We start from the raw sequence: 13,876 nt of genomic DNA, 5'->3' as shown, positions 1-13,876 counted from the left end.
ATGGTCTGAAGTAGCCATGTATTTCCCGGCATACCACCTGGCGCAACTTTTAAACTCGCCAAATGACCAAAAAACAATCAATTCGACGAGTATTTCTTACGTTTTCGCCACCCGGACCCCACTCCGGTGGCCATTTCCCGCATTACAGGCGCACCTCTCCTGCATTCGTCAGTAAATGTCGGCGCGCCATCCACAGGTTCGACAGAGCGAACAGTGTCACCAGTTGCGCCGTGTTTTGGCCAAGCCGCGAAAGCGCACCTTGGTGTAACCGAACTGGCGCTTGATTACCCGGAACGGATGCTCGACCTTGGCGCGCACCTGAGCCTTGGCCTTTTCAATCTTGCGCTTGGCTTTGTACAGCACGCTGCGCTTATCGAGTTTTTTGTAGGTGCTGCGGCGTGCCGCCACCTGCCAGATAACTTCACGTCCTTCATGCTCGGGCCGCTTTTCGACACCGGTGTAGCCTGCATCGGCGCAGACCACGTTTTCGTCGCCATGCAGCAATTTGTCCACCTGGGTGACATCCGCCACATTGGCCGCCGTGCCCACTACGCTGTGCACCAGACCCGATTCGTCATCGGCGCCGATGTGGGCCTTCATGCCGAAATAATACTGGTTTCCCTTCTTGGTCTGGTGCATTTCCGGGTCGCGCTTGCCGTCCTTGTTCTTGGTCGAACTGGGCGCATTGATCAGCGTTGCATCGACGATGGTGCCCTGGCGCAGCGACAGGCCGCGGTCGCCCAGATAGCCATTGATGACAGCGAGGATGCCGGCCGCCAGCTCGTGTTTCTCCAGCAAGCGGCGGAAGTTGAGAATGGTGGTTTCGTCGGGGATGCGCTCCAGGTTCAGCCCGGCAAACTGGCGCAGGATCGTGGTTTCGTACAGCGCTTCCTCCATCGCTGGATCGCTGTAGCCGAACCAGTTCTGCAGCAGATGCACACGCAGCATCGCCATCAACGGGTAGGCCGGACGGCCACCTTCACCCTTCGGATAATGTGGCTCGATCAAAGCAATCAAGCCCTTCCACGGCACCACCCGATCCATCTCGATCAGGAACAACTCCTTGCGGGTTTGCTTGCGCTTGCCAGCGTACTCGGCGTCGGCGAAGGTCATCTGCTTCATCGGGAAACTCGGTGGGTGGGGTCGCGGTATTTTGCCAAATCAGAAAGTCTTTTTCAGAGTTTCCCTAAGTGCGCCGAACAGAAATGAAATACCCTCATTCGCGTATCCCTGCAGCGAGACCACTGATCCTGAAACACTCGTCAGCATCTCTATGCCCCAAGGGACATAAAGCACGAAGGCGCCAATGCCTGCCTGGAGTAGAAAAGCCCCCACCACGGTGCGTAGGCGAATAGCGCTGCGGTTGCTGGAAAACGCCAACGCAATCAATAGCAGTACGAAGATACCAACGAGACTCATATGGAGCTCCGATATAAGGAAGAAGAACAAGCCGATTACGCAACCCGACAGACACCCTGTCCGCCCTGTCCCATCAAAATGAAAACGCGCCCGGCAGTAACTCTTCGCTGCTCCAAACCCGGTACTGCTCGGTATCGCTGCCGCAGCAGCAGACGGGGCAGTCAGGCGCCAGCAATTCGCTAATGACCTGACGGCACGCCCCGCAGGGGCTGATGTGCTCCATTTTCGGCGCATATACAACCAGCGCCTTGAAGCTTCTCGGCGCGTATCCCTGACTGATCGCTGCGCAGAGCGCAGCGCGTTCGGCGCAGTTGGTGAGTCCGAAGGACGCGTTCTCCACATTGCAGCCAACAATGGTCGTGCCGTCGGCAGTCGACAGCGCGGCGCCTACCGGGAATTGCGAGTAAACGCAGTAAGCGTTTTCCGCGGCCCGTTTTGCCGCGTCCAACAGCGGCAGAATGCCTGCATCAATCGTCTCTTTTTTACTGCTCATCTTTACTCGATCCTCAATGATCAGGAAAACTGCCACTACAGACAGGAATCATGCAAACCCTGGGCCATTTGACCAATATTTATAATTATCCTTCTTTATCAGACACTTAACGTTTAACTCGGGAAAACAAAGCCCATCGAAATGGCATCAATGTCATGTAATCGCACCAAAATATAGACGTAGCTGTCACTTAAGACAGCTTTATTGGTGCAACGAGCCGATCAGGTTCGTCAGGGCTTTTTTACTACGGGTCCGGTTCGGACGCCCGGCCTCGCGACGCCGCCTCGCAAGTGAAGGCTCACGCCGGGCAGGGCAAATCGCTGCAGCTGCCTTGCAATAGGTGCTGGCGCCTGAACGAAGGAAGTGCCACACTGTCAGAGCAATGCGGCGTTGACAGGCTCTGTTATACTCCGCGCTTCCGCCAGGCTTACGCCCGGATGCCGCCATCACCATGCGCGGCAGGACCGGACGGGATCGCACGCCAGTCGCGATTCGGGCCAGGCATGATCATCCCAGGGCATCGCCCCTTACAAGACAGGATTACTCATGTCCTTTGCTTCCCTCGGTCTCTCCGAGGCTTTGGCCGGTGCCGTCGAGGCCGCCGGTTACACCCAGCCTACTCCCGTGCAACAGCGGGCCATTCCCGCCGTGTTGCAAGGCCGTGACCTGATGGTCGCCGCCCAGACCGGAACCGGCAAGACAGGCGGCTTCGCCCTGCCGGTACTCGAACTGCTGTTTCCGGGTGGTCACCCGGATCGTGAACACCGCTACGGCCCGAAACAGCCGCGCGTGCTGGTGCTGACACCGACCCGCGAACTCGCCGCCCAGGTTCACGACAGCTTCAAGGTCTACGCCCGCGACCTGCCGCTGAAAAGCGCGGTGATCTTCGGCGGCGTCGGCATGAACCCGCAGATCCAGGCCGTGGCCAAGGGCCTCGACGTGCTGGTCGCCTGCCCCGGTCGCCTGCTCGATCTGGCCAACCAGAAGGCCATCGACCTGTCGCACGTGGAAATTCTCGTCCTCGACGAAGCCGACCGCATGCTCGACATGGGCTTCATCCATGACGTCAAGAAGGTCCTGGCCAAGCTGCCGGCCAAGCGCCAGAACCTGCTGTTCTCGGCCACCTTCTCCAAGGACATCACCGACCTCGCCGCCAAGCTGCTGCAAAACCCGGAGCGCATCGAGGTTACCCCGCCGAACACCACCGTCGAGCGCATCGAGCAGCGCGTGTTCCGCGTCGCCTCCAGCCACAAGCGGGCCCTGCTCGCCCACCTGATCACCCAGGGTGCCTGGGAGCAGGTGCTGGTCTTCACCCGTACCAAGCACGGCGCCAACCGCCTGGCCGAGTACCTGGAGAAGCACGGTCTGCCGGCTGCCGCGATCCATGGCAACAAGAGCCAGAATGCCCGTACCAAGGCCCTGGCCGACTTCAAGGCCAACCAGGTGCGCATCCTGGTGGCCACCGATATCGCCGCCCGCGGCCTGGACATCGACCAGCTGCCGCATGTGGTCAACTTCGAGCTGCCCAACGTCGAGGAAGACTATGTGCACCGCATCGGCCGCACCGGCCGTGCCGGGCGCAGTGGTGAAGCCATTTCGCTGGTAGCGCCGGACGAGGAGAAGCTGCTCAAGGGCATCGAGCGCATGACCAAGCAGCGCATTCCCGATGGCGATCTGCAGGGCTTCGACGCCAGCAGCATCGAGGCGGAGAAGCCGGAAGTCCGTGAGCCCCGCCAACCGCGCCCACAGCGTGGCGAGCGCAAGGCACGTGGCGAGCGCGACAAGCCGGCGGAAAAGGGTGCCGAGCAGAAGGAGCGCAATCGCCGCAGCAAGAGCAAGACGCGCAAGCCGGCCCGCGATGGCGTGGCCAGCGAAGCTCAGGGCGTCGCCCGGCCACCGCAACTGCCGCCGGATCGTGCGCCAGACGAGTTCCTCGATGACGAAGTGGACAACTTCGGCAATCGCGTCGATTACGTCAGCCCCTATCAGAACAAGCAGAACCGCGGACGCCGTACCGGCGGTCAGGCCCAGCCGGGCTCCGCACCGCGCGCAGCTGGAGCTGGAGCTGGAGCTGCCCGCAACGGCGGTGGCGGCGCAGCGGGAAGCAAGGGCAAGCGTCCCGCCGCTGGCCAGGGCCAGGCGGCGCGCAGCGGCCAGCCACGCAATGGTCAGCCTCGGCGCAAGAACGAGGGTCGGCGCATCGATGAGCCGGTCGTGACGCGTCAGGAAATGGCCAAGCCGCGCGAGAAGCAGCCGGTGATCATTCACAAGGAATCGAAGATCGATCGTCTGCCCAGCCTGGAGCAGCTCGAGCAGTTGCCGTCCCGCCCGCGTGGCGAGAAACCGGCCCTGCTGACGCGCAACCGCGAAGCCTGACCCGCGCCGGAACGAAAACGCCGCCCACTGGGCGGCGTTTTCTCATCTGCAGCACGGCGACGACCTCTTCAGGGCTGCGGCGCCATGATCCTCAGCCCTGGGGGTGGCCTGCACTGTCTCCTGCCAGCCGCCACCCAGCGCCTTGAACAGGTTCACCTCGCTGGTCAGCTGCGCCAGACGGTCGCTGATCAGCTGCTGTTGCACGCTGAACAGCTGGCGCTGCGCGTCGAGCACGGTCAGGTAGCTGTCGACACCGGTGCGATAGCGACGCTCGGCGAGGTTGTAATAATCCTCGCTGGTCTGCAGCAGATCACGCTGGGCCTGCACCTGGCGCACATAAGTGGCCTGGGCGGCGAGCCCGTCGGCGACCTCGCGGAACGCCGTCTGGATGGCCTGCTCGTATTGCGCCACCTGGATGTTCTTGCTGATCTGCGCGTAGTCCAGGTTGGCCCGAAGCTGGCCGGCGTTGAAGATCGGCACGCTGATGCTCGGTGAGAAGCCCCAGTAGCCGGAACCGCCGTCGAACAGACCGGACAGCTCGCTGCTGGCGGTCCCTGCCGCGCCGGTCAGGCTGATGCGCGGAAGAACGCCGCACGCGCGGCGCCGATGCTGGCATTGACCGCACGCAGCTGGAACTCCGCCTGGAGAATATCCGGGCGTTGCTGCAGCAGGTCCGAGGGCAATCCGACCGGCAACGTCGCCAGCTGGGTGCGCTCGAGACCTTCGCCGCTCGGCAGACCGGCCGGCAGGCTCTGGCCCAGTAGCAGGGTCAGGGCATTGCGGTCCTGCGCCACCAGGCGGGTGTACTGCTCGATGCTCACCCGCGCACTGTCCACCGCACTGCGTGCCTGGCGCAGTTCCAGCGCCGAGGCGACGCCGACATCGAAGCTGCGCTGGGTCAGGCCCAGGCTTTCTTCGTAGGTCTTGAGCGTGTCACGGGTAACCTGCAGCAGCGCTTGATCCGCCTGCAGTGTCAGCCAGGCATTGGCGACGCTGGCAATCAGGCTGATCTGGGTACTGCGCTGCGCGGCTTCGCTGGCGAAGAATTCCTCCAGCGCCTGGTCGCGCAGGCTGCGTAGGCGACCGAACAGATCAAGCTCCCAGGACACGCCAAACGTCGCGCTGTACTGACTGCTGATGCCCGGCTCGCCCGTCATGTTCATATCGCCAGGCGTGCGGCTGCGCGTCCCCGCGCCGTCGGCACTCACCGCCGGCAGCACATCGGCGCGCTGCACGCGATACAGCGCGCGATAGGCATCGACGTTGAGCGCCGCCACACGCAGGTCACGGTTGTTCTCCAGCGCCACCTCGATCAGCTGCTGCAGCGCCGGATCACGGAAGAACTCGCGCCAGCCAAGAGCGCGCTCGGACGCCTGCGTCGTGTCTTGCGGATAGGCCTCGCCTTGCGGCCAGGCGACCGCGACCGGTGCGTGCGGACGTTCGTAGTCAGGGATCAGCGAGCAACCGCCCAGCGCCGCCATCAGCGCCAGGCTCAACAGAAACTTGTACATCACTGCGAATCCTCCTTCACACCCTCGTTGGCGGACTTCGAGCGGTCGAAGAACGTGCAGATCATCACGTAGAACAACGGAATCCAGAAAATCGCCAGCACCGCAGCGGAGATCATCCCGCCGATCACGCCAGTACCGATGGCGTGCTTACTGCCCGCGCCAGCCCCGGAAGCAAGCGCCAGCGGCACCACCCGAGAATGAACGCCAGCGACGTCATGATGATCGGCCGCAGACGCATGCGGCATGCCTGCAATGCCGCATCGACATGGCTCATGCCCTGCTCGTGCAGCGCCTTGGCGAACTCCACGATAAGGATCGCGTTACGGGCCGACAGACCAATGGTAGTGACCAGGCCCACCTGGAAGAACACCTCGTTAGACAGCCCGCGCAGCAAGGTGAAGGCCAGCGCCCCGACGATACCCAGCGGCACGACCAGCATGACCGAGAACGGAATCGACCAGCTCTCGTAAAGCGCCGCCAGGCAGAGGAACACCACCAGCAGCGACAGGGCATAGAGCGCCAGCGTCTGCGAGCCAGCCAGGCGTTCCTCGTAGGACTGGCCTGTCCAGGAATAGCCCACTCCAGGTGGCAGCTGGGCGGCGATGCGTTCGACCTCGGCCATGGCATCACCGGAACTGTAACCAGGCGCCGGCTCACCGAGCATCTCGATCGCGCTGACGCCGTTGTAGCGGGACAGCTTCGGCGAACCGTAAGTCCATTCGCCGCTGGCAAAGGCGCTGAACGGCACCATCTCGCCGGCATCGTTACGCACATACCACTTCTGCAAATCCTCAGGGCTCATGCGCGCGTCCGGAACGCCCTGCAAATACACCTTCTTCACCCGCCCTCGATCGATAAAGTCATTGACGTAGCGCCCACCCCAGGCGATCGACAGGGTGCTGTTGATCTCCGCCAGCGAAATGCCCAGTGCCCGCGCCTTTTCATCGTCGATAAGCACCTGATACTGCGGTTCGTCGCGCAGGGTATTGGGCCGCACCCGGGTCAGCACCGGACTCTGGCTGGCCAGCTGCATGAACTTGTCGCGGGCCTGCTGCAGCACTTCCTGGCCAACGCCGGCGCGGTCCTGCAGGAACAGGTTGAAACCGGTGGCGTTACCCAGCTCCATCACCGCCGGCGGCGCAAAGGCGAATACCTGAGCGTCACGGAAACTGGCGAAATGTTGCTGCGCACGCTGAGCCAGGGCGAATACGCCGTCCTCCTCGTTGGTCCGCTCGCTCCAAGGCTTCAGGCTGATGAAGGCGATACCCGAGCTCTGACCGCGGCCGGCGAAGCTGAAGCCGGTCACGGTAAAGACGGAACGAACGATGTCGCCCTCCTCTTCCAGCAGATAGCTGCGCATGGCGTCGATGCTCTGCTGGGTGCGCTCGGCAGTCGAGCCCGACGGGGTCATGACCTGAGCGAACAGGACGCCCTGGTCCTCTTCCGGCAGGAAGGCGCTGGGAATGCGGTTGAACAGCACCACCATGACGCCGACGATCAGCACATACAGCAGCAGGAACGGCGCCTTGCGCTTGAGCACGGCTTTCACACCGCGCTCATAGCCATTGACGCTGCGCTCGAAGGAGCGATTGAACCAGCCGAAGAAACCGCGTTTCTCGTGATGGTCGCCCTTGTCGATCGGCTTCAGCAATGTGGCACACAGCGCTGGCGTGAAGATCAGCGCCATCAGTACCGAGAGCACCATCGCCGATACGATGGTGATCGAGAACTGCCGGTAGATGACCCCGGTCGAGCCTCCGAAGAAGGCCATCGGCAACAGTACCGCCGACAGCACCACACCAATGCCGATCAGCGCACCCTGGATCTGGCCCATGGACTTGCGCGTGGCTTCCAGCGGCGAGAGACCCTCCTCGCGCATCACCCGCTCGACGTTCTCCACCACCACGATGGCGTCGTCCACCAGCAGACCGATTGCCAGAATCATGGCAAACATGGTCAGCGTGTTGATGCTGAAGCCGAACACCGCCAGTACGCCGAAGGTGCCCAGCAGCACCACCGGTACCGCGAGCGTCGGAACCAGCGTCGCGCGGAAGTTCTGCAGGAACAGGTACATCACCAGAAACACCAGCACGAACGCTTCGAGCAGCGTTTGCATGACACCGGTGATGGAGGCGGAGATGACCGGCGTAGTGTCGTACGGGTAGACCACATCGACGCCCGGCGGGAAGAACGGCTTGAGCTCCTCGATGGTCTTGCGCACGCCTTCGACAGTATCCAGCGCGTTGGCGCCAGTGGCCAGTTTCAGCGCGAGGCCGGCGGCTGGCTTGCCGTTGAAGTGTGCACTGACGGAATAGTTTTCCCCCCCCAGCTCGACCTTGGCGACATCACCCAGGCGCACCTGCGAGCCGTCGCTGTTGACCTTGAGCAGGATGTTGCGGAACTGCTCCGGAGTCTGCAGACGGGTCTTGCCGATCACCGTGGCGTTGAGCTGCTGCCCGGGCAGCGCCGGCAAGCCACCCAACTGGCCGGAAGACACCTGGACGTTCTGCGCCTGGATCGCCGAGCTGACATCCTCCGGCGTCAGACTGAAGTTGTTCAGCTTGGCTGGATCGAGCCAGATGCGCATCGCGTACTGGGCACCGAACACCTGAAAATCGCCCACGCCCTTGGTGCGGGAAATCGGGTCCTGCATGTTGGCGACGATGTAGTTGGCCAGGTCGCGTTGATCCAGACTGCCGTCAGTCGATACCAGACCGATGATGATGAGGAAGTTGCGCACGGCCTTGGTGACGCGGATGCCCTGTTGCTGAACCTCTTGCGGCAGCAGCGGCGTTGCCAGCTGCAGCTTGTTCTGCACCTGGACCTGAGCGATATCGGGGTTGGTGCCCTGATCGAAGGTCACGGTGATTTCCATGCTCCCGTCGGAGTTACTCGACGAACTGATGTAGCGCAGCCCGTCGATACCGTTGAGCTGTTGTTCGATGACCTGCACCACGGTGTCCTGCACGGTCTGTGCAGACGCGCCCGGGTAGCTCGCCGAGATACCGACCGCGGGTGGGGCGATGCTCGGATACTGGTTGACCGGCAGGTTGAGGATGGACAGGCCGCCGGCGAGCATGATCACCAGAGCAATCACCCAGGCGAAGATCGGCCGGTCGATAAAGAAGTTGGACATGACTAGGAACCCCTCAGCCTTCTTGGCCTTGGGGTTGTGCAGACACCCCACCGCGATTATCGACATTGGTAGCCGGAGCCACCTCGACCTCGACCCCCGGCTGGATGAACTGCAGGCCTTCGGTGATCACCCGATCACCCGGTTGCAGCCCTTCGCCCACCAGCCAGCGATTGCCCACCGCGCGCTCGGTCTTGATCGGGCGCAGCTCGACCTTGTTCTCTGCATTGACCACCATGGCGGTCGGCTCGCCCTTGGTATTGCGCGTCACGCCCTGTTGCGGCACCAGGATCGCCTCGCTCTTGAGACCGGCGACCAGCTGCGCATGGACGAACATGCCCGGCAACAGAATCTTGTCCGGATTGGGGAAGACGGCGCGCAGGGTCACCGAACCGGTACCAGGGTCGACCGTCACTTCGCTGAATTCGAGCTTGCCCTCATGGCCGTAATCGCTGCCATCTTCCAGTTTCAGGCTGACCCGCGCGGCGTTCTCGCCGGACTTCTGCAGCCGGCCTTCGGCCAGATCGCGGCGCAGCGCCAAGAGATCACGGGCAGGCTGGGTGACATCGACATAGATCGGATCGAGCTGCTGAATGGTCGCCAGCTCCTGCGCCTGGCCATTGCTGACCAGCGCACCTTCGGTGACGGCGGAACGGCCGATGCGGCCGGAGATGGGCGCCAGCACCTTGGTGTAGCGCAGGTCGATGCGCGCGCGCTCCAGCTCTGCTTCGGCCTGCAGGCTGGCTGCGCGGGCCTCGTCATAGGCCTGCTTGCTGACGGCCTGGTCCTTGACCAGCTCGGCATAACGGTCGGCCAGCGACTTGCTGGACGCCACGCTCGCCTGGGCGCTCTTCAACGTGGCTTCGTATACCGATGGATCAATCTGATACAGCTGCTGCCCGGCCTTTACGTCACTGCCTTCGGTAAACAGGCGCTTCTGGATGATGCCGTTGACCTGCGGTCGCACCTCGGCGATGCGGTAGGCGCGGGTACGCCCGGGCAGCTCGGTGGTTACCGCGAACGGCTCCGCCTGCAGGGTCACGATACCGACCTGGGGCTTCTGCTGGGCCGGAGGTGCTGCTTCTTCCTGACAGCCGGCCAGGAAAACAGCCATGGCGAGAATGGACATCAGGGCAGCATTGGCTGACTTGATTGGCATGGTTAGACCTCTTGAAAACCTGGCAGGCGGGAGTGGGCAACAGCACACCGCAGACGCGGAGAGCGGAAAGGGCCGAAATATACTTACATCCATGACTGTCTGTAAACCTGAAAAGACTCGTCGGACCTGCTGCAAATATTGCAAAAGGTGTGTTCATAGGCCCGTTCGCCACAGCTTTGTCCGCTGCGCAATCCGCGCCGATACATAATCCAGGCAAACGCAGAACGCCGGCAAGATGCCGGCGTTCGGGTTCCACGGGGAGCGTTTACTTGCGCACACCTTCGACCGAGATGATCAGATCGACCGTTTGCGACGCCGGCCCGAGGTCCATCTTGATGTCGAAGTCCTTCAGGGTCAGGGTTGTGCTGCCCTCGAAACCGGCGCGGTAGCCGCCCCAGGGATCGTCGCCCTCACCGATGAACTTGGCCGCGATCACCACCGGCTTGGTCACACCGTTAAGGGTCAGATTGCCGGTGATATCGGCGGTGCCTTCACCCGTGGACTTCACCGATGTCGATTCGAAGGTGGCCGTCGGGTGCTTGGCGACATTGAGGAAGTCATCGCTGCGCAGATGCTTGTCGCGCTCGGCATGATTGGTATCGACGCTGGCGGTCTTCAGCGTGACCTTGACCTTGCTCGCTTCCGGCCTGTCCGCATCGAAGCTGAAGCTGCCATCGAAATCCCTGAACGTGCCCCACAGCCAGCTATAGCCGAGGTGGCTGATCTTGAAGTTGACGAAGGCGTGCTGGCCTTGCTTGTCAATGGCGTAATCGGCCGCGAATGCCTGGCCGCCGACCAGTGCGGACCCAAGGAACAGTGCCGCGAGGGTTTTCTTGAGCATCAGTGATTCTCCTGTCTTTGATGATTAATCGGCATTGAAACCAAGCATGCGCCTGAGCGTCGCATCGCGATCGATGAAATGATGCTTGAGCGCGGCGAGGGCATGCACGACGGCAAAGATCACCAGCGCCCAGGCGGCATACTCGTGAACCAGCCCGGCACGATCGGCCTGGTCCGGAATGGAGGTGATGAGCGCCGGTACGTCGAACAGGCCGAACACACCGATCGGCCGGCCGTCGGCAGTGGAAATCAGGTAGCCGGAGATCATGACGACGAACAAGCCGAGGTAGAGCAGCCCATGCCCGAGCTTGGCAGCCCTTTGGGTTAGCCGGCCCTGGCTTGCCAACGGCCCCGGTGCCGGACTGATGAAGCGCCAGAGCACCCGCAGCAGCATGACCAGAAACAACACAATGCCAATGCTCTTGTGTAGATCCGGCGCGGTGCGGTACCAGCTGCTGTGGTAGTTCAGCCCGACCATCCAGAGGCCCAGGGCGAATAATCCGAAGACCGCGACGGCCACCAGCCAGTGCAACGCGATACTGGTCAGCCCGTAGTGCGTGGAAGAGTTGCGCCAGCGCATCGAATCCATCCTTTAATTTCGAGGGTTAGAAGCCTAGCCGGTTACCTATCGGAATAGAGCGCATTTTTTCGCTTTGAAACATCGAGCAAATCGATAACTGATCGCATCGAGTGTCACTTGCAAGTTCTGCTAGGCTTCGCGACTTACTGCGGAGGACCCAACATGAGCCTGAACGACAGCTGGATGCAACGCGACCTCGCCGTGCTCTGGCATCCCTGCACCCAGATGAAGGACCACGAGCAGTTACCGCTGATTCCCATCCGCCGCGGCGACGGCGTGTGGCTGGAGGATTTCGACGGCAAGCGCTACCTGGACGCCGTCAGCTCTTGGTGGGTCAACGTGTTTGGTCATGCCAATCCACGTATCAATCAACGCATCAAGGATCAGGTCGATCAGCTTGAGCACGTGATGCTCGCAGGCTTCAGTCACCAGCCAGTGATCGAGCTGTCCGAGCGGCTTGTCGCGCTGACGCCGGCCGGGCTGGACCGGGTGTTCTACACCGACAACGGTTCGACCGGTATCGAAGTGGCGCTGAAGATGAGCTTCCACTATTGGCGTAACAGCGGCCGTGGGCAGAAGCAGCGATTCGTCACCCTGACCAACAGCTATCACGGCGAAACCGTTGCTGCGATGTCGGTGGGCGATGTCGCACTCTTCACCGATACCTACAAGCCCATGCTGCTGGATACCTTCAAGGTACCGAGTCCGGATTGCTATCTGCGTCCTGAGGGTGTCAGCTGGGAGGAGCACTCCCGGCAGATGTTTGCGCACATGGAGCAGACGCTTGCCGAGCATCATCAGGACATCGCCGCGGTCATCGTCGAGCCTTTGATCCAGGGTGCCGGCGGCATGCGCATGTATCATCCGATCTACCTCAAGCTGCTGCGCGAAGCCTGCGACCGCTACGAGGTGCACCTCATCCACGACGAGATCGCCGTCGGCTTCGGGCGCACCGGCACGATGTTCGCCTGCGAGCAGGCCGGCATCACGCCGGACTTCCTCTGCCTGTCCAAGGCCCTTACCGGCGGCTATCTGCCGATGGCCGCGGTGCTCACCACCGACCGCCTGTATCAGGCGTTCTACGACGACTACTCGACCCTGCGCGCCTTTCTTCATTCGCACACCTACACCGGCAATCCGCTGGCCTGTGCCGCCGCACTGGCGACGCTGGACATCTTCGCCGAGGACAACGTCATCGAGGCGAACAAGGCGCTGGCCGCACGCATGGCCAGCGCCACCGCGCACCTGGCCGAGCATCCACATGTGGCCGAGGTGCGCCAGACCGGCATGGCGCTGGCCATCGAGATGGTTCAGGACAAACCCAGCCGTACGGCCTACCCCTGGCAGGAACGTCGCGGACTGAAGGTCTACCAGCATGCGCTGGAGCGCGGCGCCCTGCTGCGCCCGCTGGGCAGCGTGGTGTACTTCCTGCCGCCGTACTGCATCACCGAAGAGCAGATCGACTTCCTCGCCGCGGTTGCCAGCGAAGGGATCGATATCGCCACCCGCGACACCGTCCAGGTGGGGATGCCGAGCGGCCTCTATCCGGGCTTCCGCGATCCGGGCTGAACACCACGCAGCGTGCGGCGGCCTGCTGAGCGGGCTGCCGATGCTTTAGACTTGCCGTTCCATCCACCACGCCCTGCCGTTGCCCTATGCGCCTATCCCGCTTCTTCATCGACGCCCCTCTTTCCCTCGGCCAGCATGCGTTACCCGAGGCATCGGCTCATTACATCGGGCGGGTCCTGCGCCTGTCGGCCGGCAGCGCGGTGCAACTGTTCGACGGCAGCGGTGCCGAGTACCGCGGCGAACTGCTGGAGGTGGGCAAGAAGAGCGTCAGCGTGGAACTGCACGAACGCCTGACGGGAATGCCGGAATCACCGCTGCGAATCAACCTCGGTCAGGGCCTGTCCCGTGGCGAACGCATGGACTGGGCGATCCAGAAGGCCACCGAGCTGGGCGTCAGCGAAATCACCCCGCTGATCAGCGAGCGATGCGAGGTCCGCCTCAACGATGAGCGCGCCGACAAGCGCCTGGCCCATTGGCGACAGATCGCCATCAGCGCCTGCGAGCAGTGCGGCCGCTCGGTACTGCCGATCATCCATGCGCCGGTCACGCTGCGCGACTGGCTGGACGTCGAGGCCGACCTCAAGCTCGTGCTGCACCCGGTGGCCGAGCCGCTGGCAAGCCATGCCAAGCCGCAGAGCCTGGCATTTCTGATCGGCCCGGAGGGCGGCCTGAGCGATAGCGAAGTCGAGCTGGCCAGCGGCCAGGGGTTTCTGCCGGCCCGGCTCGGCCCGCGAGTACTGCGCACCGAGACCGCACCGGTGGTGGCATTGAGCGTGGCGCAGCAGCTGTGGGCGAC

The 13,876-nt window shown here is 62.6% G+C and carries 7 protein-coding genes and 4 pseudogenes; 3 read left to right on the top strand and 8 right to left on the bottom strand.

Going from position 1 to position 13,876, the window contains the following annotated elements:
• Positions 1 to 142: 142 nt before the first annotated feature.
• From P5703_RS23915 to cdd, 3 genes and pseudogenes are all read right to left on the bottom strand, one after another.
• A pseudogene (locus P5703_RS23915) lies at positions 143 to 1,122 on the bottom strand (IS5-like element IS1384 family transposase).
• 39 nt (positions 1,123 to 1,161) lie between these two features.
• On the bottom strand, positions 1,162 to 1,419 hold the full coding sequence (locus P5703_RS23910; RefSeq protein ID WP_285585074.1) for a Na+ dependent nucleoside transporter N-terminal domain-containing protein: 258 nt from the start codon (positions 1,417 to 1,419) through the stop codon (positions 1,162 to 1,164).
• Positions 1,420 to 1,492: 73 nt separating this feature from the next.
• Positions 1,493 to 1,912 carry a cytidine deaminase gene (gene cdd / locus P5703_RS23905; protein WP_285590567.1) on the bottom strand — a complete coding sequence of 140 codons (420 nt, stop codon included), beginning with the start codon at positions 1,910 to 1,912 and terminating at the stop codon, positions 1,493 to 1,495.
• A gap of 546 nt (positions 1,913 to 2,458) precedes the next feature.
• Here cdd and rhlE2 point away from each other — a divergent pair.
• Positions 2,459 to 4,288, top strand: coding sequence for an RNA helicase RhlE2 (gene rhlE2, locus P5703_RS23900; protein WP_285585072.1), 1,830 nt, complete (start codon positions 2,459 to 2,461; stop codon positions 4,286 to 4,288).
• A 42-nt stretch (positions 4,289 to 4,330) separates the two neighbouring features.
• Here the strand turns inward: rhlE2 and P5703_RS23895 are convergent.
• From P5703_RS23895 to P5703_RS23875, 5 genes and pseudogenes are all read right to left on the bottom strand, one after another.
• Positions 4,331 to 5,799: pseudogene (locus P5703_RS23895) on the bottom strand (AdeC/AdeK/OprM family multidrug efflux complex outer membrane factor).
• A pseudogene (locus tag P5703_RS23890) lies at positions 5,799 to 8,935 on the bottom strand (efflux RND transporter permease subunit). The pseudogenes P5703_RS23895 and P5703_RS23890 overlap by 1 nt, the downstream one beginning before the upstream one ends.
• 13 nt (positions 8,936 to 8,948) lie before the next feature.
• The gene (locus P5703_RS23885) at positions 8,949 to 10,091 is read right to left on the bottom strand and encodes an efflux RND transporter periplasmic adaptor subunit (protein ID WP_285585066.1); all 1,143 of its coding nucleotides are present in this window, start codon (positions 10,089 to 10,091) and stop codon (positions 8,949 to 8,951) included.
• 265 nt (positions 10,092 to 10,356) lie between these two features.
• The gene (locus tag P5703_RS23880) at positions 10,357 to 10,932 is read right to left on the bottom strand and encodes a YceI family protein (RefSeq protein WP_285585063.1); all 576 of its coding nucleotides are present in this window, start codon (positions 10,930 to 10,932) and stop codon (positions 10,357 to 10,359) included.
• A gap of 24 nt (positions 10,933 to 10,956) precedes the next feature.
• Positions 10,957 to 11,511 (bottom strand): cytochrome b, encoded by a 555-nt coding sequence (locus tag P5703_RS23875; protein ID WP_285585061.1) that lies wholly within the window; start codon positions 11,509 to 11,511, stop codon positions 10,957 to 10,959.
• Positions 11,512 to 11,673: 162 nt separating this feature from the next.
• Between P5703_RS23875 and P5703_RS23870 the strand changes: the two genes are divergently transcribed.
• Positions 11,674 to 13,080 carry an adenosylmethionine--8-amino-7-oxononanoate transaminase gene (locus P5703_RS23870; RefSeq protein WP_285585059.1) on the top strand — a complete coding sequence of 469 codons (1,407 nt, stop codon included), beginning with the start codon at positions 11,674 to 11,676 and terminating at the stop codon, positions 13,078 to 13,080.
• Positions 13,081 to 13,166: 86 nt separating this feature from the next.
• A pseudogene (locus P5703_RS23865) lies at positions 13,167 to 13,871 on the top strand (16S rRNA (uracil(1498)-N(3))-methyltransferase); the annotation flags it as partial.
• Between the last annotated feature and the right edge of the window lie 5 nt (positions 13,872 to 13,876).

Source organism: Stutzerimonas sp. FeSN7 (genome assembly GCF_030263795.1).
Taxonomy (GTDB): domain Bacteria; phylum Pseudomonadota; class Gammaproteobacteria; order Pseudomonadales; family Pseudomonadaceae; genus Stutzerimonas; species Stutzerimonas stutzeri.
This window is presented reverse-complemented; position numbering and strand designations above follow the sequence as displayed.